Source organism: Bacillus sp. JZ39, from assembly GCF_053903145.1.
Genome location: NZ_CP096389.1, coordinates 159,951 through 185,329, shown reverse-complemented (window position 1 = coordinate 185,329; position 25,379 = coordinate 159,951). Strand labels below are relative to the sequence as shown.

8 protein-coding genes, 6 tRNA genes and 9 rRNA genes are annotated in these 25,379 nt (G+C 48.9%); 6 read left to right on the top strand and 17 right to left on the bottom strand.

The annotated features are described in order from the left end of the window. Nucleotides 1–3 precede the first annotated feature (3 nt). The 6 genes from M1D65_RS01050 to M1D65_RS01025 all read left to right on the top strand — a co-directional run bounded on the left by M1D65_RS01050 (nucleotide 4) and on the right by M1D65_RS01025 (nucleotide 6,847). A complete protein-coding gene (locus M1D65_RS01050) occupies nucleotides 4–1,248 on the top strand; it encodes an exo-beta-N-acetylmuramidase NamZ family protein (protein ID WP_456270723.1) in 1,245 nt (414 codons plus the stop codon). A 190-nt stretch (nucleotides 1,249–1,438) separates the two neighbouring features. Continuing rightward, nucleotides 1,439–3,028: a bacillibactin transport transcriptional regulator Btr gene (gene btr, locus M1D65_RS01045; protein ID WP_124073483.1), complete on the top strand. Its 1,590-nt coding sequence runs from the start codon at nucleotides 1,439–1,441 to the stop codon at nucleotides 3,026–3,028. Nucleotides 3,029–3,118: 90 nt separating this feature from the next. Next, the gene (gene feuA / locus M1D65_RS01040) at nucleotides 3,119–4,072 is read left to right on the top strand and encodes an iron ABC transporter substrate-binding protein FeuA (RefSeq protein ID WP_064671155.1); all 954 of its coding nucleotides are present in this window, start codon (nucleotides 3,119–3,121) and stop codon (nucleotides 4,070–4,072) included. A gap of 18 nt (nucleotides 4,073–4,090) precedes the next feature. Then, complete coding sequence (locus tag M1D65_RS01035; RefSeq protein WP_015715127.1) at nucleotides 4,091–5,095, top strand: FecCD family ABC transporter permease; 1,005 nt, start codon at nucleotides 4,091–4,093, stop codon at nucleotides 5,093–5,095. Further along, nucleotides 5,088–6,098: an iron ABC transporter permease FeuC gene (feuC, locus tag M1D65_RS01030; RefSeq protein ID WP_003234980.1), complete on the top strand. Its 1,011-nt coding sequence runs from the start codon at nucleotides 5,088–5,090 to the stop codon at nucleotides 6,096–6,098. Before M1D65_RS01035 ends, feuC begins: the two co-directional genes overlap by 8 nt. After that, nucleotides 6,095–6,847, top strand: coding sequence for an alpha/beta hydrolase (locus M1D65_RS01025; RefSeq protein WP_041850625.1), 753 nt, complete (start codon nucleotides 6,095–6,097; stop codon nucleotides 6,845–6,847). Before feuC ends, M1D65_RS01025 begins: the two co-directional genes overlap by 4 nt. Nucleotides 6,848–6,855: 8 nt before the next feature. On the opposite strand, the gene M1D65_RS01020 is transcribed toward M1D65_RS01025, so the two are convergent. The 17 genes from M1D65_RS01020 to M1D65_RS00940 all read right to left on the bottom strand — a co-directional run bounded on the left by M1D65_RS01020 (nucleotide 6,856) and on the right by M1D65_RS00940 (nucleotide 25,361). Beyond that, nucleotides 6,856–7,776, bottom strand: a complete 921-nt coding sequence (locus M1D65_RS01020) for a bile acid:sodium symporter family protein (RefSeq protein WP_080474448.1) — start codon at nucleotides 7,774–7,776, stop codon at nucleotides 6,856–6,858. A 145-nt stretch (nucleotides 7,777–7,921) separates the two neighbouring features. After that, complete coding sequence (locus M1D65_RS01015) at nucleotides 7,922–9,358, bottom strand: SulP family inorganic anion transporter (protein WP_064671157.1); 1,437 nt, start codon at nucleotides 9,356–9,358, stop codon at nucleotides 7,922–7,924. A gap of 557 nt (nucleotides 9,359–9,915) precedes the next feature. Further along, nucleotides 9,916–10,031: ribosomal RNA gene (gene rrf, locus M1D65_RS01010) — 5S ribosomal RNA — on the bottom strand. Nucleotides 10,032–10,086: 55 nt separating this feature from the next. Further along, a 23S ribosomal RNA gene (locus M1D65_RS01005) occupies nucleotides 10,087–13,014 on the bottom strand. A gap of 170 nt (nucleotides 13,015–13,184) precedes the next feature. Beyond that, nucleotides 13,185–14,734, bottom strand: a 16S ribosomal RNA gene (locus M1D65_RS01000). 187 nt (nucleotides 14,735–14,921) lie between these two features. Further along, nucleotides 14,922–15,037 (bottom strand): 5S ribosomal RNA (gene rrf / locus M1D65_RS00995). Between the two features lie 55 nt (nucleotides 15,038–15,092). Next, nucleotides 15,093–18,021 (bottom strand): 23S ribosomal RNA (locus M1D65_RS00990). Nucleotides 18,022–18,191: 170 nt separating this feature from the next. Continuing rightward, a 16S ribosomal RNA gene (locus M1D65_RS00985) occupies nucleotides 18,192–19,745 on the bottom strand. Between the two features lie 172 nt (nucleotides 19,746–19,917). Continuing rightward, a tRNA-Ala gene (locus M1D65_RS00980) sits at nucleotides 19,918–19,993 on the bottom strand. A gap of 7 nt (nucleotides 19,994–20,000) precedes the next feature. Beyond that, nucleotides 20,001–20,077, bottom strand: a tRNA-Pro gene (locus M1D65_RS00975). A gap of 27 nt (nucleotides 20,078–20,104) precedes the next feature. After that, a tRNA-Arg gene (locus tag M1D65_RS00970) sits at nucleotides 20,105–20,181 on the bottom strand. A 31-nt stretch (nucleotides 20,182–20,212) separates the two neighbouring features. Continuing rightward, a tRNA-Gly gene (locus M1D65_RS00965) sits at nucleotides 20,213–20,287 on the bottom strand. Nucleotides 20,288–20,347: 60 nt separating this feature from the next. Then, nucleotides 20,348–20,420, bottom strand: a tRNA-Thr gene (locus M1D65_RS00960). Nucleotides 20,421–20,422: 2 nt separating this feature from the next. After that, a tRNA-Asn gene (locus M1D65_RS00955) sits at nucleotides 20,423–20,497 on the bottom strand. Between the two features lie 45 nt (nucleotides 20,498–20,542). Then, nucleotides 20,543–20,658 (bottom strand): 5S ribosomal RNA (gene rrf, locus M1D65_RS00950). A gap of 55 nt (nucleotides 20,659–20,713) precedes the next feature. Next, nucleotides 20,714–23,641 (bottom strand): 23S ribosomal RNA (locus M1D65_RS00945). 170 nt (nucleotides 23,642–23,811) lie between these two features. Next, a 16S ribosomal RNA gene (locus tag M1D65_RS00940) occupies nucleotides 23,812–25,361 on the bottom strand. Together the 16S, 23S and 5S rRNA genes with 6 tRNA genes alongside form the textbook arrangement of a ribosomal RNA operon. Between the last annotated feature and the right edge of the window lie 18 nt (nucleotides 25,362–25,379).

Sequence of the window (25,379 nt, the reverse complement as noted above, 5' to 3'; positions counted from 1 at the left end):
CACATGAGAAAAACAATATTCGCTTTTCTGACAGGGCTCATGATGTTCGGAACGATAACCGCTGCCTCTGCTTCACCCGATTCAAAGAATCAAACGGCTAAAAAACCTAAAGTCCAAACTGGTATAGACACGCTCTTGCCAGACTATAAAAAACAGCTCAAGGGAAAACGTATCGGACTGATCACCAATCCAACCGGAGTAAACGCATCTCTGAAAAGCAGTGTCGATATCCTTTACGAGAACCCGGATATCAAACTGACAGCTTTATTCGGCCCTGAACACGGCGTCCGAGGTGACGCCCAGGCTGGAGACGAAGTAGGCTCTTACATTGACGAAAAAACCGGGGTTCCCGTATACAGCCTCTACGGAAAAACGAAAAAACCGACTCCAGAAATGCTGAAAAATGTCGATATTCTAATGTTTGACATTCAGGATGTCGGGACCCGTTTCTACACGTACATTTATACAATGGCATACGCAATGGAAGCCGCTAAAGAAAACGGCATTCCATTTATGGTGCTGGACCGTCCGAATCCCCAAGGCGGGAATCATATTGAAGGGCCAATCTTAGAACCTGAATACGCCTCATTTGTCGGATTGTATCCCATTCCATTGAAGCATGGGATGACGATAGGCGAATTGGCTTTACTGTTCAACAAAGAATTTGATATTGATGCCGATCTTACAGTGGTAAAAATGAAACACTGGAAACGAAAAATGGATTTTGACGATACCCGATTGCCTTTCGTCCTCCCTTCGCCTAACATGCCGACGGTGGAAAGCACATTTGTTTATCCTGCAACCGGGCTGATTGAAGGAACAAATATATCCGAAGGGCGAGGGACAACAAAACCATTCGAATTGATCGGAGCTCCATTTATCAAAAGCACAGAACTTGACGAAACATTAAACAGCCTCCATTTGCCGGGCGTAACATTTAGGGCAGCATCCTTCACACCGACGTTTTCTAAACATCAAGGAACGCTTTGCCACGGTGTGCAGCTCTATGTGACAGACAGAGATAAGTTTGAAGCCGTTAAAACAGGTCTTTCAGTCATTAAAACCATCCACGATCTCTATCCTGAGGATTTTGAGTTCCTCTCAACAGGTTCATTCGATAAACTGGCAGGCAACGGCTGGATCAGGACAAAAATTAAAAATGGAACTTCGATTGAGAACATCATAAACAGCTATGAAAAAACACTCCAACAATTCAGCAAAACAAGAAAAAAATATCTCATTTATTAGAACGTAAGCATCGTATGTTACACGTGTAACATATTCTTACCGAACGAAAGACCCTTACTTTTACACATAAGTAAGGGTTTTTTTCATACTAAAAAACCACCCGCTTTATATAGGAAAACTTTCTTTTATTTGGTACAATTTTTATTGAAAATGATTATCAATTAAAAGCCTCTGAAAAGGTGGTCTACTCGTGCAAAATGCAGTGATTTATCAACCGATACAAATTGAATATCTAAAAAAGACAAGTGATCTCTTCTCAGAACAGCAATTAGCCGATTCATTCGTGCTGATTTTTCATTTAAAAGGAAACGGCTATATTTCGATCGGAACAAACACCAATCCTCTGCAAAAAAAGACACTTTATGTTTGTCCGCCTAACGAGACCTTTGGCTTTACGCCGGCAGCCGATGGACATATAGATGCCTGTATGATCAGGCTTCAAAGCTATATCAAGGAAACCGGGCAAGATATTTTCACACCGTGCACAGAATCGGAATTAGCCAAACTGAAGCTTATGAATGTTTCACATATCGAAAATCTTGCCGTCCGGCTTCAAGAGCTTGCCGCACTATGGGATGAATCGTCTCAGCTTTCTCAGCTAAAATGTGTAATTGAAGTACAAAGCCTGATTTATGACCTTTTTACTGCCAGTTTATCTGATCAAACGGATACACATTCAGCAATCGAAAAAACAAAACACTATATCGAAACCCATGCCGATACAAAAATCACGCTTGCCCAGCTGTCGCAAATGGCAGGAATCAGTGCCAAACACTACAGTGAAAGCTTTAAAAAATGGACAGGACAGAGCGTAACAGAATTTATTACGAAAACACGAATCACAAAGGCAAAACGGCTCATGGCAAAATCAAACTGCAAATTGAAAGAAATTGCACACCAAACCGGTTATCAAGATGAATTTTATTTCAGCAGAATCTTTAAAAAACATACAGGCTGTTCACCTACAAGCTATATGAAAAAACGCCGAAAGAAAATCGCCGCATACGGAAGGGGCACAATGGGCCATCTCATCCCTCTTCACCACATACCTTTTGCGGCCGCTCTGCATCCGAAATGGACGTCTTACTACTATCAGCATTATTCGACAGATATACCCGTCCAGCTCAGTGCATACCGGTTTAATGAAAAGTGGGAAGAAAACCTGTACACGTTATCACAGGCAGAACCAGATGTGATTGTCAGCATGGATTCTATTTCTCCAGAAGAACAAGATCGCCTGAATCGCATCGCAGAAGTCATGTACCTTCCTTCAGAAGAAAGCTGGAGAACCCACTTTCTGCAAACTGCCTCATTTTTAAAGGAGGAGTCCGAAGCAGAAAAGTGGCTAGCGGATTATGACCAGCAGACAACAGCCGCCAAAAAAACGCTTCAGCACGTTCAAGGGCTGCGTTTTCTCTTTTTGAGGCTGCATAAGCAAAACTTCTATCTGGCACATAACCGAAGCGTCCGCGAAGTTTTCTTTGGGGATTTAGGATTCAGCTCGGCAACAACGGCTGACACACCTTCAGAACAAGCGATTTCGTTAGAAAATATCGCAAATTACCAAGCTGACTGTATGATGCTTTTTCTTTTTAAAGAGCCGGAGACCATAGCTTACTACCAGCAATTACAGCAGACAGAAGCATGGCAAAACCTAAGCGCGGTACAGAATAACCGTGTTTATCTTCTATCCCTTGATCCGTGGAATGAATACTCAGCTTGCGGGCACGAACGCATCGTTCAGCAAACTGTTTCTTTACTATCCGGAGATTATCCATGATAAATCAGGAATTTGTCCATGGTGTTATATCTGTTCATTCTCTATAATTCCAATTGATAATAGTTATCAATTGAACAGGGGGCTCTATAGATGAAAAATATATCTCTTACCTTATTAATCTTGCTTCTCGCGCTGACAGCGGCAGCTTGCGGCAGCAAAAATGAATCAACTGCCAGCAAGGCAAGCGGCACAGCATCTGAGAAAAAGAAAATTGAATACCTTGATAAAACATATGAAGTAACTGTACCGACAGACAAAATCGCCATTACGGGAAGCGTTGAATCAATGGAAGACGCGAAATTGCTTGACGTTCATCCGCAAGGCGCAATTTCATTCTCCGGCAAATTCCCTGATATGTTCAAAGACATCACTGATAAAGCCGAACCAACCGGAGAAAAAATGGAGCCAAATATTGAAAAGATTCTTGAAATGAAGCCAGATGTTATCCTAGCTTCAACAAAGTTTCCGGAAAAAACGCTGCAAAAAATCAGCACAGCAGGCACGACGATCCCAGTTTCTCATATCTCTTCAAACTGGAAGGAAAACATGATGCTGCTTGCCCAGCTGACTGGAAAAGAGAAAAAAGCTAAGAAAATTATTGCAGACTATGAACAGGATCTAAATGAAACAAAAACAAAAATCAATGATAAAGCGAAAGATTCAAAAGCGCTTGTCATCAGAATCAGACAAGGCAATATTTACATTTACCCTGAACAGGTGTATTTCAACTCCACACTATATGGTGATTTAGGCCTTAAGGCGCCGAATGAAGTAAAAGCTGCAAAAGCGCAAGAGCTGATTTCATTAGAAAAATTAAGTGAAATGAACCCAGACCATATTTTCGTCCAATTTTCTGATGATGAAAATGCAGACAAACCTGATGCCTTAAAAGATTTAGAGAAAAATCCAATCTGGAAAAGCCTTAAAGCAGTCAAAGAAGACCATGTGTATGTCAACTCAGTGGACCCTCTCGCACAAGGCGGCACAGCTTGGAGCAAAGTCCGTTTCCTGAAAGCGGCTGCTGAAAAATTGACACAAAACTAATTCAGAGTAGGTTTTTGTATGTATTCAAAACAGTGGACACGTATCATATTGATTACTTCTCCATTTGCTATAACGCTGTCGCTTTTGCTTTCAATCCTTTATGGGGCAAAGCATCTTAGCACAGATATTGTTTTTACATCTCTTATTCATTTCGATCCGGGAAACACAGACCATCAAATTATATGGCACTCCCGGATTCCAAGGGCTGCCGGCGCTCTGCTCATAGGGGCAGCCCTTGCTGTTTCTGGAGCGCTTATGCAGGGCATTACGCGCAATTATTTAGCTTCGCCATCCATTATGGGTGTTTCAGATGGTTCAGCGTTTATCATTACGCTTTGCATGGTTCTGCTCCCGCAATCATCTTCAATTGAAATGATGATATACTCTTTTATCGGCTCAGCGTTAGGAGCTGTGTTAGTATTCGGCCTTGCCGCCATGATGCCAAACGGATTTACCCCCGTGCAGCTCGCCATCATCGGCACAGTCACAAGCATGCTGCTCAGCAGCTTATCAGCGGCCATGTCGATTTATTTTCAAATTTCTCAGGATCTCAGTTTCTGGTACAGTGCCAGACTTCATCAAATGAGTCCAGATTTCCTGAAGCTTGCCGCTCCGTTTTTCCTGATTGGCATTATAATGGCCATTTCTCTCAGCAAAAAGGTAACCGCTGTATCATTAGGGGACGACATTTCTAAAAGCCTGGGGCAAAAGAAAAAAACCATTAAAATCATGGCGATGCTTTCCGTCATCATTCTAACCGGCAGTGCCGTAGCGCTGGCCGGAAAAATTGCGTTTGTCGGGTTGGTTGTTCCGCATATCACGAGATTTCTCGTCGGCTCTGATTACAGCAGGCTGATTCCGTGCTCCTGTATTTTGGGCGGAATCTTTTTAACCCTGTGTGATCTCGCAAGCAGATTTATCAACTATCCGTTTGAAACACCGATTGAGGTCGTAACATCCATTATCGGCGTACCTTTCTTCCTTTATTTAATTAAACGAAAAGGAGGGGAGCAAAATGGCTAAAAAATATGCATTGTTCATCGCTTTGATTCTGGTTGTCAGTTATTTCAGCTTAACGAGCGGATCATTTTCTGTTCGTCCTGCTGAGCTGCTCTCCACTCTTTTTCAAATCGACCCGAATCCGCAGTATGAAATTTTGTTGTTCGATTTAAGACTGCCGCGGGTTGTCATGGCTGCTATTATTGGACTCGGTCTTGGCATTGCAGGCGCTGTTATCCAGGCCATCACGAGAAACGGGCTTGCTGACCCTGGAATTCTCGGAATCAACGCAGGGGCAGGAGCCGGCATTGTAGCGTTTATGCTCTTATTCCAAGGCCAGAAGGAAGTGACATCCATAGCTGCAGCGATGGGAATGCCGCTCTTTGGATTGATAGGCGGGCTCATCGCGGCGATCCTGATTTACATATTTGCATGGCACAGAGGCAATTTAGATTCAGGAAGAATTATTCTGGTAGGGATTGCGATCAATTCAGGATTCAGCGCCCTGTCTTTGTTTTTATCTTTAAAAATGGACCCGCAAGACTATCAAATGGCCATGGTGTGGAAAAACGGAAGCATCTGGTCTGCCAACTGGACGTATATCACAGCCGTTCTCCCATGGATGCTGCTGTTTATACCGATTCTTATCGGCAAATCCCGCCTGCTCGACACCATTCGTTTTGATGAAGACACAGTCAGAAGCCTCGGCATTTCATCAAATAAAGAAAAAACCATCCTGCTCGTAGCCTGTGTAGCAATCATCAGCGCCTGTGTCTCCGTAGCGGGAAGCATGGCGTTTGTCGGCTTAATTGCTCCCCATATCTCACGGAGACTGGCTGGCGTCGAACATCGCTATATCCTGCCACTGAGCGGTTTAATCGGGATGCTTCTTGTGATAAGCGCAGACTTTGCCGGAAAACTGTTTTTTCAGCCCGCAGAAGTGCCCGCAGGCATCATTTTGGCGATCCTCGGAGTTCCTTATTTCTTATATCTGCTTTTCAAGCAAAAAAAGGGGGAGAATGCTTGAAAGGATCTCTTTCAGAACACAAAGCCGGCAACAGGAGGTTCACGCTGTACCTCCCTCCTTCCTACAGCACAGACAGCGGGGGATTTCCTGCTGTTTACGTGCAGGATGGCAGTTCTTTGTTCCAAAACCAAATCGAATTATTAGAAAACGCATTTCAACAGCGAAGGCTGCCTAAACTCGTGCTGATCGGTATCGAACCCGAAAACCGGCTAAATGAATACACACCTTGGCCGGCTGCATCACTCAGTGATCGGTTCACGGACTTCGGCGGAATGGGATATCACTATCTGTCTGATATAACGAACCAGTTCATTCCGCTAATCGAAGAAAACTGGAACGTCACCAGGGAACCGCAGTCAAGAGGAATGATCGGTGCCTCATTAGGCGGCCTCATCTCAATGTTCGCCATATTAAAATATCCGTCAATGTTCGGGAAAATAGGCTCTATATCAGGTTCATACTGGTACGAGAACGCAGCGGAAACCATTCATATAACTTCTTTAAAGCCCGGCACTGTACGTGTTTTCATGTCTGTCGGGAGTGAAGAAGGCCGTGAAAAACAATCCATTCAGCGACATATGCTTAAAAAAACAAAGCAAGTTCATCAAAGTCTAAAAGAAAAAGGCTTCACTGAAGACCAGTTGTATCTTTCAATTGAAAAAGGAGCGGTGCACCACCGCAAGTATTTCTGCAAACAGTTCATCAACGCGCTCGAATGGCTATACGGAAAAAACCGCTCAACCCTATGAGCGGTTTTTTATACTTTCTGCAACATTGGTTTTAATTCAAAACGATTCAGCATATAGCCAAACAAAGCAGCCAATATCTGCTGAAACAGCATGCCAATCACAACAGGAACGGCAACCTGAGACGGGAAGAACGTAACGGCAAGAACTGCGCCGGCACTAATATTCCTCATGCCTCCCGTAAATATAAGAGAGACTATTTCCTCTTGCCGCCTTTTCATCATTTTTCCGATCAGCCAAGCAGCGGCATAACCTGTTAACGCGATAAAGAATACCGTTACAGCTATTCCTGCAAATCTCAAATCAATGGATTTGAAATAAGGAGCAATGGCTGAACTGTTAATCGCAATCACTGCCATCAAGCAAAGCTTTGAAAAAGGCGACAGCGCACTGCTCAAAGACGAAGTTCTTTCTGGAGATGACATCTGATTAAACAGCATGCCCAGAAAAGAAGGAATCACGACCATTACAATCAGACCTTTCATCATTCCCCACACATCCATATGAACCTGAGCGCCGGCCAGCAATGAAAGACTCAGCGGTACGATTAGCGGTGACAGCACAGTATCAATTAAAATAATCGAAAGTGTCAAACCGACATTCCCTTTGTACATCGCTGCCCAAATCAAGCTTGTAATCCCCGTAGGAATCACAACAGCCAATGTTAAACCGGTAATCGTCAAAGGATCACCTTTAAATATAAGATGGCCGCTGCCCCAAGCAAAAAGCGGCATGAAAATATGAAGAACGAATAGTGCAAGAATCATAGGGAGAGGGTGAGACAATGCATGTCTCAAAGATTGAAAGTTCGCGCTTAAACTGCCTGCAAACGTAATAAAAGCAAAGATCCAAGGCACAGCCCATTCATACCCATTTAAAAACTGAGACAGCAGCACGCCCAGCACCACACTAGTCGGCGTTAACAGCGGCATAACCCTCCCCAATACACGGTTCAGCTTCTGAAGCATCATATGCAAGTCCCCTATTTAAAATTTCTCTTCTCTCTATTATATCAATGCTGCTTAAGTGTATGTTATATAAAAAAGCCCAGATCTCATTCATCTGGGCTTCTCTATTTTATGCCATCCGTTTCATTAGAGATTTACTCGCTTTATTCAAACCTTTTAACTCAGCTTCAATGCCTTGTTCCTTAAACTTCGCAACAATCTTATCAAGTGCGGCCACACCAGAATCGTCCCATACGTGAGCTTCAGTTAAGTCAATCACAACCCGCTCAATATCCTCTTGATATATAAACGCATTCGTAAGATCAGTCACTGACGCAAAAAAGATTTGCCCCTTCACTTGATACGTTCTAAGCTTTTGATCCTCTGCATGAGAAACGATTTTCAGCTTCGAGATTTTTGCTACAAAGAACACGGCACTTAAAAGAACACCGACAAATACACCCTTAGATAAGTCATCCGTCACAACAACCGTAACCACAGTCACAACCATGACAATCGAGTCCGTGAGCGGCGCTTTTTTGAGACCTTTTAAGGAAGACCAATCAAAAGTGCCGACAGACACCATAACCATTACAGCTACTAACGCCGCCATTGGGATTTTCACCACGACATGACTTAACACCGCAATTAAAAACATCAGAAAAGCACCGGCAACAAATGCTGACAAACGTCCGCGACCGCCCGCTTTTGTATTAATGACAGATTGTCCGATCATAGCGCAGCCTGCCATTCCGCCAAAGAATCCAGTCACGATATTCGCAATTCCCTGTCCGCGGCTCTCTTTATTTTTATCACTGTCCGTATCCGTCATTTCATCAATAATCTGCGCTGTCAGCAAAGATTCAAGCAACCCGACAAACGCTAAAGCAATTGAATAAGGAAAAATAATTTGCAGTGTTTCAAAGGTAAACGGAACATCAGGGATTAAGAAATGAGGCAATGAACTAGAAATATTGCCCATATCACCAACCGTCCGCACATCCACATGGAAAGTGACCGCAATAATTGTCATCACAATAATAGCAACAAGCGGAGACGGAACAGCAGTCGTAAATCTCGGCAGCACATAAATAATAACCAACGACCCGGCAAGCATCGCATACATGCTCCAAGAAGCACCTTCAAACTGGGGAAGCTGCGCAGAGAAGATAAGGATCGCCAGCGCATTCACAAACCCGATCATCACAGAACGCGGGATGAATTTCATTAATCTTGCAATTTTACTGATACCTAAAATCACCTGAATAATACCTGTCAAAATCGTAGCTGCAAATAAATACTGAAGCCCATGATCAGCAACCAGCGACACCATAACGACTGCCATTGAGCCTGTCGCAGCTGAAATCATGCCAGGTCTGCCGCCAAAAATAGAAATAATAATGGCTATACAAAATGACGCATAAAGACCGACCATCGGATCCACACCGGCTATAATAGAAAAGCCAATCGCTTCAGGAATTAATGCTAACGCAACTAAAATGCCAGCAAGAATGTCTTTTCGGATATTGCCGAACCATTGCTGTTTTAATGTAAAACTATTATTCAAATATAACGACTCCTTTTTAGTAAAATTAATCCGCACCATATCTATTGTATTGGGAGCTTTTTTTATTTTACGGGAGAAAATGAAAAGAAAAACGACCGGGGAAAACGGGGAAACGTTGAGTATATTGTATTGAGGCAAGGAGTTGTCATACAAAGAGTATCATAATAAATTTTTATCAATTACGCAAGATGAATGCTGAAGAAAAAAATGGCTTAAATATAGTCTGAGACATTTTATCATATCCGGATGAAACCAAGAATCGTTTTAATGACAGTAATATCTTTTCTCTCATTTGGCAACCCGAGCCGGTTTCCGAACAAACGACAGGCATGCTGCTCGCTGCCAATGGATTGGCGGCTCTATCCTGCCAATCGCAGTCGGATGGAGTCTGGATGAGTCTCCCGTACAACCTGCATTTTGATTATTTATGACTCTCATGTTGATCATGCTGGTGATTGTATTGGGATTCAAAAATATTAGTAAAATGGATACTAACGAAAGCAAATCGGCACAGATATAAAATAAAAAACCCAGCTCAATGAGCTGGGTTTAAGCTTGCTTGGCGGCGTCCTACTCTCACAGGGGGAAACCCCCGACTACCATCGGCGCTGAAGAGCTTAACTTCCGTGTTCGGTATGGGAACGGGTGTGACCTCTTCGCTATCGCCACCAAACAAATTGAGAGTGTTCTCTCAAAACTAGATAACAGGTGTGACATCATTCAAAAATATGGTTAAGTCCTCGATCGATTAGTATCTGTCAGCTCCATGTGTCGCCACACTTCCACCTCAGACCTATCAACCTGATCATCTTTCAGGGATCTTACTTCCTTGCGGAATGGGAAATCTCATCTTGAGGGGGGCTTCATGCTTAGATGCTTTCAGCACTTATCCCGTCCGCACATAGCTACCCAGCGATGCCCTTGGCAGAACAACTGGTACACCAGCGGTGCGTCCATCCCGGTCCTCTCGTACTAAGGACAGCTCCTCTCAAATTTCCTGCGCCCGCGACGGATAGGGACCGAACTGTCTCACGACGTTCTGAACCCAGCTCGCGTACCGCTTTAATGGGCGAACAGCCCAACCCTTGGGACCGACTACAGCCCCAGGATGCGATGAGCCGACATCGAGGTGCCAAACCTCCCCGTCGATGTGGACTCTTGGGGGAGATAAGCCTGTTATCCCCGGGGTAGCTTTTATCCGTTGAGCGATGGCCCTTCCATGCGGAACCACCGGATCACTAAGCCCGACTTTCGTCCCTGCTCGACTTGTAGGTCTCGCAGTCAAGCTCCCTTGTGCCTTTACACTCTGCGAATGATTTCCAACCATTCTGAGGGAACCTTTGGGCGCCTCCGTTACCTTTTAGGAGGCGACCGCCCCAGTCAAACTGCCCACCTGACACTGTCTCCCCGCCCGATAAGGGCGGCGGGTTAGAAGGTCAATACAGCCAGGGTAGTATCCCACCGATGCCTCCACCGAAGCTGGCGCTCCGGTTTCCAAGGCTCCTACCTATCCTGTACAAGCTGTACCAACATTCAATATCAGGCTGCAGTAAAGCTCCACGGGGTCTTTCCGTCCTGTCGCGGGTAACCTGCATCTTCACAGGTACTATAATTTCACCGAGTCTCTCGTTGAGACAGTGCCCAGATCGTTGCGCCTTTCGTGCGGGTCGGAACTTACCCGACAAGGAATTTCGCTACCTTAGGACCGTTATAGTTACGGCCGCCGTTTACTGGGGCTTCAATTCGCACCTTCGCTTACGCTAAGCGCTCCTCTTAACCTTCCAGCACCGGGCAGGCGTCAGCCCCTATACTTCGCCTTACGGCTTCGCAGAGACCTGTGTTTTTGCTAAACAGTCGCCTGGGCCTATTCACTGCGGCTCTCTCGGGCTTGCACCCTAACAGAGCACCCCTTCTCCCGAAGTTACGGGGTCATTTTGCCGAGTTCCTTAACGAGAGTTCTCTCGATCACCTTAGGATTCTCTCCTCGCCTACCTGTGTCGGTTTGCGGTACGGGCACCTCTCACCTCGCTAGAGGCTTTTCTTGGCAGTGTGGAATCAGGAACTTCGCTACTATATTTCGCTCGCCATCACAGCTCAGCCTTATGGGAAACGGATTTGCCTATTTCCCAGCCTAACTGCTTGGACGCGGATATCCAATACCGCGCTTACCCTATCCTCCTGCGTCCCCCCATTGCTCAAATGGTGAGGAGGTGGTACAGGAATATCAACCTGTTGTCCATCGCCTACGCCTTTCGGCCTCGGCTTAGGTCCCGACTAACCCTGAGCGGACGAGCCTTCCTCAGGAAACCTTAGGCATTCGGTGGAGGGGATTCTCACCCCTCTTTCGCTACTCATACCGGCATTCTCACTTCTAAGCGCTCCACCAGTCCTTCCGGTCTGGCTTCACAGCCCTTAGAACGCTCTCCTACCACTGTTCGAAGAACAGTCCGCAGCTTCGGTGATACGTTTAGCCCCGGTACATTTTCGGCGCAGAGTCACTCGACCAGTGAGCTATTACGCACTCTTTAAATGGTGGCTGCTTCTAAGCCAACATCCTGGTTGTCTAAGCAACTCCACATCCTTTTCCACTTAACGTATACTTTGGGACCTTAGCTGGCGGTCTGGGCTGTTTCCCTTTCGACTACGGATCTTATCACTCGCAGTCTGACTCCCAAGGATAAGTCATTGGCATTCGGAGTTTGACTGAATTCGGTAACCCGGTAGGGGCCCCTAGTCCAATCAGTGCTCTACCTCCAAGACTCTTACCTTGAGGCTAGCCCTAAAGCTATTTCGGAGAGAACCAGCTATCTCCAGGTTCGATTGGCATTTCACCCCTACCCACACCTCATCCCCGCACTTTTCAACGTGCGTGGGTTCGGGCCTCCATTCAGTGTTACCTGAACTTCACCCTGGACATGGGTAGATCACCTGGTTTCGGGTCTACGACCACGTACTCATGCGCCCTATTCAGACTCGCTTTCGCTGCGGCTCCGCATCTTCTGCTTAACCTTGCACGGGATCGTAACTCGCCGGTTCATTCTACAAAAGGCACGCCATCACCCGTTAACGGGCTCTGACTACTTGTAGGCACACGGTTTCAGGATCTCTTTCACTCCCCTTCCGGGGTGCTTTTCACCTTTCCCTCACGGTACTGGTTCACTATCGGTCACTAGGGAGTATTTAGCCTTGGGAGATGGTCCTCCCGGATTCCGACGGAATTTCACGTGTTCCGCCGTACTCAGGATCCACTCAGGAGAGAACGAAGTTTTGACTACAGGGCTGTTACCTCCTATGGCGGGCCTTTCCAGACCTCTTCATCTACCTCGTTCCTTTGTAACTCCGTACAGAGTGTCCTACAACCCCAAGAGGCAAGCCTCTTGGTTTGGGCTAATCCCGTTTCGCTCGCCGCTACTCAGGGAATCGCATTTGCTTTCTCTTCCTCCGGGTACTTAGATGTTTCAGTTCCCCGGGTCTGCCTTCTCATATCCTATGAATTCAGATATGGATACCACTCCATTACGAGTGGTGGGTTTCCCCATTCGGAAATCTCCGGATCAAAGCTTGCTTACAGCTCCCCGAAGCATATCGGTGTTCGTCCCGTCCTTCATCGGCTCCTAGTGCCAAGGCATCCACCGTGCGCCCTTTCTAACTTAACCGTTAAAAAGAATCACTATGTGATATCTTGTGTTACTAATTGAATGTGATGTCTACTGTTATCTAGTTTTCAAAGAACACGTTTCGAAGGAATGATCCTTCAAAACTAAACAAGACAGGGAACGTTCTGTTTATAAGACCCAAGGTCTTATATTCCGTATAATATCCTTAGAAAGGAGGTGATCCAGCCGCACCTTCCGATACGGCTACCTTGTTACGACTTCACCCCAATCATCTGTCCCACCTTCGGCGGCTGGCTCCTAAAAGGTTACCTCACCGACTTCGGGTGTTACAAACTCTCGTGGTGTGACGGGCGGTGTGTACAAGGCCCGGGAACGTATTCACCGCGGCATGCTGATCCGCGATTACTAGCGATTCCAGCTTCACGCAGTCGAGTTGCAGACTGCGATCCGAACTGAGAACAGATTTGTGGGATTGGCTTAACCTCGCGGTTTCGCTGCCCTTTGTTCTGTCCATTGTAGCACGTGTGTAGCCCAGGTCATAAGGGGCATGATGATTTGACGTCATCCCCACCTTCCTCCGGTTTGTCACCGGCAGTCACCTTAGAGTGCCCAACTGAATGCTGGCAACTAAGATCAAGGGTTGCGCTCGTTGCGGGACTTAACCCAACATCTCACGACACGAGCTGACGACAACCATGCACCACCTGTCACTCTGCCCCCGAAGGGGACGTCCTATCTCTAGGATTGTCAGAGGATGTCAAGACCTGGTAAGGTTCTTCGCGTTGCTTCGAATTAAACCACATGCTCCACCGCTTGTGCGGGCCCCCGTCAATTCCTTTGAGTTTCAGTCTTGCGACCGTACTCCCCAGGCGGAGTGCTTAATGCGTTAGCTGCAGCACTAAGGGGCGGAAACCCCCTAACACTTAGCACTCATCGTTTACGGCGTGGACTACCAGGGTATCTAATCCTGTTCGCTCCCCACGCTTTCGCTCCTCAGCGTCAGTTACAGACCAGAGAGTCGCCTTCGCCACTGGTGTTCCTCCACATCTCTACGCATTTCACCGCTACACGTGGAATTCCACTCTCCTCTTCTGCACTCAAGTTCCCCAGTTTCCAATGACCCTCCCCGGTTGAGCCGGGGGCTTTCACATCAGACTTAAGAAACCGCCTGCGAGCCCTTTACGCCCAATAATTCCGGACAACGCTTGCCACCTACGTATTACCGCGGCTGCTGGCACGTAGTTAGCCGTGGCTTTCTGGTTAGGTACCGTCAAGGTACCGCCCTATTCGAACGGTACTTGTTCTTCCCTAACAACAGAGCTTTACGATCCGAAAACCTTCATCACTCACGCGGCGTTGCTCCGTCAGACTTTCGTCCATTGCGGAAGATTCCCTACTGCTGCCTCCCGTAGGAGTCTGGGCCGTGTCTCAGTCCCAGTGTGGCCGATCACCCTCTCAGGTCGGCTACGCATCGTCGCCTTGGTGAGCCGTTACCTCACCAACTAGCTAATGCGCCGCGGGTCCATCTGTAAGTGGTAGCCGAAGCCACCTTTTATGTTTGAACCATGCGGTTCAAACAACCATCCGGTATTAGCCCCGGTTTCCCGGAGTTATCCCAGTCTTACAGGCAGGTTACCCACGTGTTACTCACCCGTCCGCCGCTAACATCAGGGAGCAAGCTCCCATCTGTCCGCTCGACTTGCATGTATTAGGCACGCCGCCAGCGTTCGTCCTGAGCCAGGATCAAACTCTCCGATAAAGTAGTTTGACTGACTACGCACATCGCTGTGCGATTTTTAAAAACTGAATTAACAGGTACGTTTTGTCTTGTTTAGTTTTCAAAGATCATTTTGTTTGTCCGCTTTGTTAAAGCAACTTTATTAGTATACAACGTCACTTCTTCAAAGTCAACAACTTTTTTTTAAAAATTACACTAACGTGCAATTGCTTGGCGGCGTCCTACTCTCACAGGGGGAAACCCCCGACTACCATCGGCGCTGAAGAGCTTAACTTCCGTGTTCGGTATGGGAACGGGTGTGACCTCTTCGCTATCGCCACCAAACAAATTGAGAGTGTTCTCTCAAAACTAGATAACAGGTGTGACATCATTCAAAAATATGGTTAAGTCCTCGATCGATTAGTATCTGTCAGCTCCATGTGTCGCCACACTTCCACCTCAGACCTATCAACCTGATCATCTTTCAGGGATCTTACTTCCTTGCGGAATGGGAAATCTCATCTTGAGGGGGGCTTCATGCTTAGATGCTTTCAGCACTTATCCCGTCCGCACATAGCTACCCAGCGATGCCCTTGGCAGAACAACTGGTACACCAGCGGTGCGTCCATCCCGGTCCTCTCGTACTAAGGACAGCTCCTCTCAAATTTCCTGCGCCCGCGACGGATAGGGACCGAACTGTCTCACGACGTTCTGAACCCAGCTCGCGTACCGCTTTAATGGGCGAACAGCCCAACCCTTGGGACCGACTACAGCCCCAGGATGCGATGAGCCGACATCGAGGTGCCAAACCTCCCCGTCGATGTGGACTCTTGGGGGAGATAAGCCTGTTATCCCCGGGGTAGCTTTTATCCGTTGAGCGATGGCCCTTCCATGCGGAACCACCGGATCACTAAGCCCGACTTTCGTCCCTGCTCGACTTGTAGGTCTCGCAGTCAAGCTCCCTTGTGCCTTTACACTCTGCGAATGATTTCCAACCATTCTGAGGGAACCTTTGGGCGCCTCCGTTACCTTTTAGGAGGCGACCGCCCCAGTCAAACTGCCCACCTGACACTGTCTCCCCGCCCGATAAGGGCGGCGGGTTAGAAGGTCAATACAGCCAGGGTAGTATCCCACCGATGCCTCCACCGAAGCTGGCGCTCCGGTTTCCAAGGCTCCTACCTATCCTGTACAAGCTGTACCAACATTCAATATCAGGCTGCAGTAAAGCTCCACGGGGTCTTTCCGTCCTGTCGCGGGTAACCTGCATCTTCACAGGTACTATAATTTCACCGAGTCTCTCGTTGAGACAGTGCCCAGATCGTTGCGCCTTTCGTGCGGGTCGGAACTTACCCGACAAGGAATTTCGCTACCTTAGGACCGTTATAGTTACGGCCGCCGTTTACTGGGGCTTCAATTCGCACCTTCGCTTACGCTAAGCGCTCCTCTTAACCTTCCAGCACCGGGCAGGCGTCAGCCCCTATACTTCGCCTTACGGCTTCGCAGAGACCTGTGTTTTTGCTAAACAGTCGCCTGGGCCTATTCACTGCGGCTCTCTCGGGCTTGCACCCTAACAGAGCACCCCTTCTCCCGAAGTTACGGGGTCATTTTGCCGAGTTCCTTAACGAGAGTTCTCTCGATCACCTTAGGATTCTCTCCTCGCCTACCTGTGTCGGTTTGCGGTACGGGCACCTCTCACCTCGCTAGAGGCTTTTCTTGGCAGTGTGGAATCAGGAACTTCGCTACTATATTTCGCTCGCCATCACAGCTCAGCCTTATGGGAAACGGATTTGCCTATTTCCCAGCCTAACTGCTTGGACGCGGATATCCAATACCGCGCTTACCCTATCCTCCTGCGTCCCCCCATTGCTCAAATGGTGAGGAGGTGGTACAGGAATATCAACCTGTTGTCCATCGCCTACGCCTTTCGGCCTCGGCTTAGGTCCCGACTAACCCTGAGCGGACGAGCCTTCCTCAGGAAACCTTAGGCATTCGGTGGAGGGGATTCTCACCCCTCTTTCGCTACTCATACCGGCATTCTCACTTCTAAGCGCTCCACCAGTCCTTCCGGTCTGGCTTCACAGCCCTTAGAACGCTCTCCTACCACTGTTCGAAGAACAGTCCGCAGCTTCGGTGATACGTTTAGCCCCGGTACATTTTCGGCGCAGAGTCACTCGACCAGTGAGCTATTACGCACTCTTTAAATGGTGGCTGCTTCTAAGCCAACATCCTGGTTGTCTAAGCAACTCCACATCCTTTTCCACTTAACGTATACTTTGGGACCTTAGCTGGCGGTCTGGGCTGTTTCCCTTTCGACTACGGATCTTATCACTCGCAGTCTGACTCCCAAGGATAAGTCATTGGCATTCGGAGTTTGACTGAATTCGGTAACCCGGTAGGGGCCCCTAGTCCAATCAGTGCTCTACCTCCAAGACTCTTACCTTGAGGCTAGCCCTAAAGCTATTTCGGAGAGAACCAGCTATCTCCAGGTTCGATTGGCATTTCACCCCTACCCACACCTCATCCCCGCACTTTTCAACGTGCGTGGGTTCGGGCCTCCATTCAGTGTTACCTGAACTTCACCCTGGACATGGGTAGATCACCTGGTTTCGGGTCTACGACCACGTACTCATGCGCCCTATTCAGACTCGCTTTCGCTGCGGCTCCGCATCTTCTGCTTAACCTTGCACGGGATCGTAACTCGCCGGTTCATTCTACAAAAGGCACGCCATCACCCGTTAACGGGCTCTGACTACTTGTAGGCACACGGTTTCAGGATCTCTTTCACTCCCCTTCCGGGGTGCTTTTCACCTTTCCCTCACGGTACTGGTTCACTATCGGTCACTAGGGAGTATTTAGCCTTGGGAGATGGTCCTCCCGGATTCCGACGGAATTTCACGTGTTCCGCCGTACTCAGGATCCACTCAGGAGAGAACGAAGTTTTGACTACAGGGCTGTTACCTCCTATGGCGGGCCTTTCCAGACCTCTTCATCTACCTCGTTCCTTTGTAACTCCGTACAGAGTGTCCTACAACCCCAAGAGGCAAGCCTCTTGGTTTGGGCTAATCCCGTTTCGCTCGCCGCTACTCAGGGAATCGCATTTGCTTTCTCTTCCTCGGGTACTTAGATGTTTCAGTTCCCCGGGTCTGCCTTCTCATATTCCTATGAATTTCAGATATGGATACCACTCCATTACGAGTGGTGGGTTTCCCCATTCGGAAATCTCCGGATCAAAGCTTGCTTACAGCTCCCCGAAGCATATCGGTGTTCGTCCCGTCCTTCATCGGCTCCTAGTGCCAAGGCATCCACCGTGCGCCCTTTCTAACTTAACCGTTAAAAAGAATCACTATGTGATATCTTGTGTTACTAATTGAATGTGATGTCTACTGTTATCTAGTTTTCAAAGAACACGTTTCGAAGGAATGATCCTTCAAAACTAAACAAGACAGGGAACGTTCTGTTTATAAGACCCAAGGTCTTATATTCCGTATAATATCCTTAGAAAGGAGGTGATCCAGCCGCACCTTCCGATACGGCTACCTTGTTACGACTTCACCCCAATCATCTGTCCCACCTTCGGCGGCTGGCTCCTAAAAGGTTACCTCACCGACTTCGGGTGTTACAAACTCTCGTGGTGTGACGGGCGGTGTGTACAAGGCCCGGAACGTATTCACCGCGGCATGCTGATCCGCGATTACTAGCGATTCCAGCTTCACGCAGTCGAGTTGCAGACTGCGATCCGAACTGAGAACAGATTTGTGGGATTGGCTTAACCTCGCGGTTTCGCTGCCCTTTGTTCTGTCCATTGTAGCACGTGTGTAGCCCAGGTCATAAGGGGCATGATGATTTGACGTCATCCCCACCTTCCTCCGGTTTGTCACCGGCAGTCACCTTAGAGTGCCCAACTGAATGCTGGCAACTAAGATCAAGGGTTGCGCTCGTTGCGGGACTTAACCCAACATCTCACGACACGAGCTGACGACAACCATGCACCACCTGTCACTCTGCCCCCGAAGGGGACGTCCTATCTCTAGGATTGTCAGAGGATGTCAAGACCTGGTAAGGTTCTTCGCGTTGCTTCGAATTAAACCACATGCTCCACCGCTTGTGCGGGCCCCCGTCAATTCCTTTGAGTTTCAGTCTTGCGACCGTACTCCCCAGGCGGAGTGCTTAATGCGTTAGCTGCAGCACTAAGGGGCGGAAACCCCCTAACACTTAGCACTCATCGTTTACGGCGTGGACTACCAGGGTATCTAATCCTGTTCGCTCCCCACGCTTTCGCTCCTCAGCGTCAGCTTACCAGTTACACAGAGAGTCGCCTTCGCCACTGGTGTTCCTCCACATCTCTACGCATTTCACCGCTACACGTGGAATTCCACTCTCCTCTTCTGGCACTCAAGTTCCCCAGTTTCCAATGACCCTCCCCGGTTGAGCCGGGGGCTTTCACATCAGACTTAAGAAACCGCCTGCGAGCCCTTTACGCCCAATAATTCCGGACAACGCTTGCCACCTACGTATTACCGCGGCTGCTGGCACGTAGTTAGCCGTGGCTTTCTGGTTAGGTACCGTCAGGTACCGCCCTATTCGAACGGTACTTGTTCTTCCCTAACAACAGAGCTTTACGATCCGAAAACCTTCATCACTCACGCGGCGTTGCTCCGTCAGACTTTCGTCCATTGCGGAAGATTCCCTACTGCTGCCTCCCGTAGGAGTCTGGGCCGTGTCTCAGTCCCAGTGTGGCCGATCACCCTCTCAGGTCGGCTACGCATCGTCGCCTTGGTGAGCCGTTACCTCACCAACTAGCTAATGCGCCGCGGGTCCATCTGTAAGTGGTAGCCGAAGCCACCTTTTATGTTTGAACCATGCGGTTCAAACAACCATCCGGTATTAGCCCCGGTTTCCCGGAGTTATCCCAGTCTTACAGGCAGGTTACCCACGTGTTACTCACCCGTCCGCCGCTAACATCAGGGAGCAAGCTCCCATCTGTCCGCTCGACTTGCATGTATTAGGCACGCCGCCAGCGTTCGTCCTGAGCCAGGATCAAACTCTCCGATAAAGTAGTTTGACTGACTACGCACATCGCTGTGCGATTTTTAAAAACTGAATTAACAGGTACGTTTTGTCTTGTTTAGTTTTCAAAGATCATTTTGTTTGTCCGCTTTGTTAAAGCAACTTTATTAGTATACAACGTCACTTCTTCAAAGTCAACAACTTTTTTAAAAAACTTTTGGTGGAGCCTAGCGGGATCGAACCGCTGACCTCCTGCGTGCAAAGCAGGCGCTCTCCCAGCTGAGCTAAGGCCCCATAAAAATGGTCGGGAAGACAGGATTCGAACCTGCGACCCCATGGTCCCAAACCATGTGCTCTACCAAGCTGAGCTACTTCCCGATTCCCTATCTATTCTATTAAAAGATATGGCGCGCCCGAGAGGAGTCGAACCCCTAACCTTTTGATCCGTAGTCAAACGCTCTATCCAATTGAGCTACGGGCGCAATTCAATTTACAATATCCCGTTGGGATAAATGGAGCGGAAGACGGGATTCGAACCCGCGACCCCCACCTTGGCAAGGTGGTGTTCTACCACTGAACTACTTCCGCATATCGCAATAAAAAAAGCTTTCTCCTTATGAGAAACCTTGGTAATAATACATTTAATAAAGCTTCCAAGCGGGCTCGAACCGCTGACCTCTTCCTTACCATGGAAGTGCTCTACCTGCTGAGCTATGGAAGCAATGGCTCCGCAGGTAGGATTCGAACCTACGACCGATCGGTTAACAGCCGATAGCTCTACCACTGAGCTACTGCGGAATAATATAAAGCTTCATAAACAAACATGGTAGAATTAATAAATCTGCTTGGCGGCGTCCTACTCTCACAGGGGGAAACCCCCGACTACCATCGGCGCTGAAGAGCTTAACTTCCGTGTTCGGTATGGGAACGGGTGTGACCTCTTCGCTATCGCCACCAAACAAATTGAGAGTGTTCTCTCAAAACTAGATAACAGGTGTGACATCATTCAAAAATATGGTTAAGTCCTCGATCGATTAGTATCTGTCAGCTCCATGTGTCGCCACACTTCCACCTCAGACCTATCAACCTGATCATCTTTCAGGGATCTTACTTCCTTGCGGAATGGGAAATCTCATCTTGAGGGGGGCTTCATGCTTAGATGCTTTCAGCACTTATCCCGTCCGCACATAGCTACCCAGCGATGCCCTTGGCAGAACAACTGGTACACCAGCGGTGCGTCCATCCCGGTCCTCTCGTACTAAGGACAGCTCCTCTCAAATTTCCTGCGCCCGCGACGGATAGGGACCGAACTGTCTCACGACGTTCTGAACCCAGCTCGCGTACCGCTTTAATGGGCGAACAGCCCAACCCTTGGGACCGACTACAGCCCCAGGATGCGATGAGCCGACATCGAGGTGCCAAACCTCCCCGTCGATGTGGACTCTTGGGGGAGATAAGCCTGTTATCCCCGGGGTAGCTTTTATCCGTTGAGCGATGGCCCTTCCATGCGGAACCACCGGATCACTAAGCCCGACTTTCGTCCCTGCTCGACTTGTAGGTCTCGCAGTCAAGCTCCCTTGTGCCTTTACACTCTGCGAATGATTTCCAACCATTCTGAGGGAACCTTTGGGCGCCTCCGTTACCTTTTAGGAGGCGACCGCCCCAGTCAAACTGCCCACCTGACACTGTCTCCCCGCCCGATAAGGGCGGCGGGTTAGAAGGTCAATACAGCCAGGGTAGTATCCCACCGATGCCTCCACCGAAGCTGGCGCTCCGGTTTCCAAGGCTCCTACCTATCCTGTACAAGCTGTACCAACATTCAATATCAGGCTGCAGTAAAGCTCCACGGGGTCTTTCCGTCCTGTCGCGGGTAACCTGCATCTTCACAGGTACTATAATTTCACCGAGTCTCTCGTTGAGACAGTGCCCAGATCGTTGCGCCTTTCGTGCGGGTCGGAACTTACCCGACAAGGAATTTCGCTACCTTAGGACCGTTATAGTTACGGCCGCCGTTTACTGGGGCTTCAATTCGCACCTTCGCTTACGCTAAGCGCTCCTCTTAACCTTCCAGCACCGGGCAGGCGTCAGCCCCTATACTTCGCCTTACGGCTTCGCAGAGACCTGTGTTTTTGCTAAACAGTCGCCTGGGCCTATTCACTGCGGCTCTCTCGGGCTTGCACCCTAACAGAGCACCCCTTCTCCCGAAGTTACGGGGTCATTTTGCCGAGTTCCTTAACGAGAGTTCTCTCGATCACCTTAGGATTCTCTCCTCGCCTACCTGTGTCGGTTTGCGGTACGGGCACCTCTCACCTCGCTAGAGGCTTTTCTTGGCAGTGTGGAATCAGGAACTTCGCTACTATATTTCGCTCGCCATCACAGCTCAGCCTTATGGGAAACGGATTTGCCTATTTCCCAGCCTAACTGCTTGGACGCGGATATCCAATACCGCGCTTACCCTATCCTCCTGCGTCCCCCCATTGCTCAAATGGTGAGGAGGTGGTACAGGAATATCAACCTGTTGTCCATCGCCTACGCCTTTCGGCCTCGGCTTAGGTCCCGACTAACCCTGAGCGGACGAGCCTTCCTCAGGAAACCTTAGGCATTCGGTGGAGGGGATTCTCACCCCTCTTTCGCTACTCATACCGGCATTCTCACTTCTAAGCGCTCCACCAGTCCTTCCGGTCTGGCTTCACAGCCCTTAGAACGCTCTCCTACCACTGTTCGAAGAACAGTCCGCAGCTTCGGTGATACGTTTAGCCCCGGTACATTTTCGGCGCAGAGTCACTCGACCAGTGAGCTATTACGCACTCTTTAAATGGTGGCTGCTTCTAAGCCAACATCCTGGTTGTCTAAGCAACTCCACATCCTTTTCCACTTAACGTATACTTTGGGACCTTAGCTGGCGGTCTGGGCTGTTTCCCTTTCGACTACGGATCTTATCACTCGCAGTCTGACTCCCAAGGATAAGTCATTGGCATTCGGAGTTTGACTGAATTCGGTAACCCGGTAGGGGCCCCTAGTCCAATCAGTGCTCTACCTCCAAGACTCTTACCTTGAGGCTAGCCCTAAAGCTATTTCGGAGAGAACCAGCTATCTCCAGGTTCGATTGGCATTTCACCCCTACCCACACCTCATCCCCGCACTTTTCAACGTGCGTGGGTTCGGGCCTCCATTCAGTGTTACCTGAACTTCACCCTGGACATGGGTAGATCACCTGGTTTCGGGTCTACGACCACGTACTCATGCGCCCTATTCAGACTCGCTTTCGCTGCGGCTCCGCATCTTCTGCTTAACCTTGCACGGGATCGTAACTCGCCGGTTCATTCTACAAAAGGCACGCCATCACCCGTTAACGGGCTCTGACTACTTGTAGGCACACGGTTTCAGGATCTCTTTCACTCCCCTTCCGGGGTGCTTTTCACCTTTCCCTCACGGTACTGGTTCACTATCGGTCACTAGGGAGTATTTAGCCTTGGGAGATGGTCCTCCCGGATTCCGACGGAATTTCACGTGTTCCGCCGTACTCAGGATCCACTCAGGAGAGAACGAAGTTTTGACTACAGGGCTGTTACCTCCTATGGCGGGCCTTTCCAGACCTCTTCATCTACCTCGTTCCTTTGTAACTCCGTACAGAGTGTCCTACAACCCCAAGAGGCAAGCCTCTTGGTTTGGGCTAATCCCGTTTCGCTCGCCGCTACTCAGGGAATCGCATTTGCTTTCTCTTCCTCCGGGTACTTAGATGTTTCAGTTCCCCGGGTCTGCCTTCTCATATCCTATGAATTCAGATATGGATACCACTCCATTACGAGTGGTGGGTTTCCCCATTCGGAAATCTCCGGATCAAAGCTTGCTTACAGCTCCCCGAAGCATATCGGTGTTCGTCCCGTCCTTCATCGGCTCCTAGTGCCAAGGCATCCACCGTGCGCCCTTTCTAACTTAACCGTTAAAAAGAATCACTATGTGATATCTTGTGTTACTAATTGAATGTGATGTCTACTGTTATCTAGTTTTCAAAGAACACGTTTCGAAGGAATGATCCTTCAAAACTAAACAAGACAGGGAACGTTCTGTTTATAAGACCCAAGGTCTTATATTCCGTATAATATCCTTAGAAAGGAGGTGATCCAGCCGCACCTTCCGATACGGCTACCTTGTTACGACTTCACCCCAATCATCTGTCCCACCTTCGGCGGCTGGCTCCTAAAAGGTTACCTCACCGACTTCGGGTGTTACAAACTCTCGTGGTGTGACGGGCGGTGTGTACAAGGCCCGGGAACGTATTCACCGCGGCATGCTGATCCGCGATTACTAGCGATTCCAGCTTCACGCAGTCGAGTTGCAGACTGCGATCCGAACTGAGAACAGATTTGTGGGATTGGCTTAACCTCGCGGTTTCGCTGCCCTTTGTTCTGTCCATTGTAGCACGTGTGTAGCCCAGGTCATAAGGGGCATGATGATTTGACGTCATCCCCACCTTCCTCCGGTTTGTCACCGGCAGTCACCTTAGAGTGCCCAACTGAATGCTGGCAACTAAGATCAAGGGTTGCGCTCGTTGCGGGACTTAACCCAACATCTCACGACACGAGCTGACGACAACCATGCACCACCTGTCACTCTGCCCCCGAAGGGGACGTCCTATCTCTAGGATTGTCAGAGGATGTCAAGACCTGGTAAGGTTCTTCGCGTTGCTTCGAATTAAACCACATGCTCCACCGCTTGTGCGGGCCCCCGTCAATTCCTTTGAGTTTCAGTCTTGCGACCGTACTCCCCAGGCGGAGTGCTTAATGCGTTAGCTGCAGCACTAAGGGGCGGAAACCCCCTAACACTTAGCACTCATCGTTTACGGCGTGGACTACCAGGGTATCTAATCCTGTTCGCTCCCCACGCTTTCGCTCCTCAGCGTCAGTTACAGACCAGAGAGTCGCCTTCGCCACTGGTGTTCCTCCACATCTCTACGCATTTCACCGCTACACGTGGAATTCCACTCTCCTCTTCTGCACTCAAGTTCCCCAGTTTCCAATGACCCTCCCCGGTTGAGCCGGGGGCTTTCACATCAGACTTAAGAAACCGCCTGCGAGCCCTTTACGCCCAATAATTCCGGACAACGCTTGCCACCTACGTATTACCGCGGCTGCTGGCACGTAGTTAGCCGTGGCTTTCTGGTTAGGTACCGTCAAGGTACCGCCCTATTCGAACGGTACTTGTTCTTCCCTAACAACAGAGCTTTACGATCCGAAAACCTTCATCACTCACGCGGCGTTGCTCCGTCAGACTTTCGTCCATTGCGGAAGATTCCCTACTGCTGCCTCCCGTAGGAGTCTGGGCCGTGTCTCAGTCCCAGTGTGGCCGATCACCCTCTCAGGTCGGCTACGCATCGTTGCCTTGGTGAGCCATTACCTCACCAACTAGCTAATGCGCCGCGGGTCCATCTGTAAGTGGTAGCCGAAGCCACCTTTTATGTTTGAACCATGCGGCTCAAACAACCATCCGGTATTAGCCCCGGTTTCCCGGAGTTATCCCAGTCTTACAGGCAGGTTACCCACGTGTTACTCACCCGTCCGCCGCTAACATCAGGGAGCAAGCTCCCATCTGTCCGCTCGACTTGCATGTATTAGGCACGCCGCCAGCGTTCGTCCTGAGCCAGGATCAAACTCTCCGATAAAGTAGTTTGACTGACTAC

Excerpts from the sequence above, each read along its gene's own strand:
- M1D65_RS01020 (WP_080474448.1), bottom strand. The coding sequence starts at position 7,776 with ATGCCGCTGTTAACGCCGACTAGTGTGGTGCTGGGCGTGCTGCTGTCT.
- M1D65_RS01035 (WP_015715127.1), top strand. The coding sequence starts at position 4,091 with ATGTATTCAAAACAGTGGACACGTATCATATTGATTACTTCTCCATTT.
- feuA (WP_064671155.1), top strand. The coding sequence starts at position 3,119 with ATGAAAAATATATCTCTTACCTTATTAATCTTGCTTCTCGCGCTGACA.
- feuC (WP_003234980.1), top strand. The coding sequence starts at position 5,088 with ATGGCTAAAAAATATGCATTGTTCATCGCTTTGATTCTGGTTGTCAGT.
- M1D65_RS01050 (WP_456270723.1), top strand. The coding sequence starts at position 4 with ATGAGAAAAACAATATTCGCTTTTCTGACAGGGCTCATGATGTTCGGA.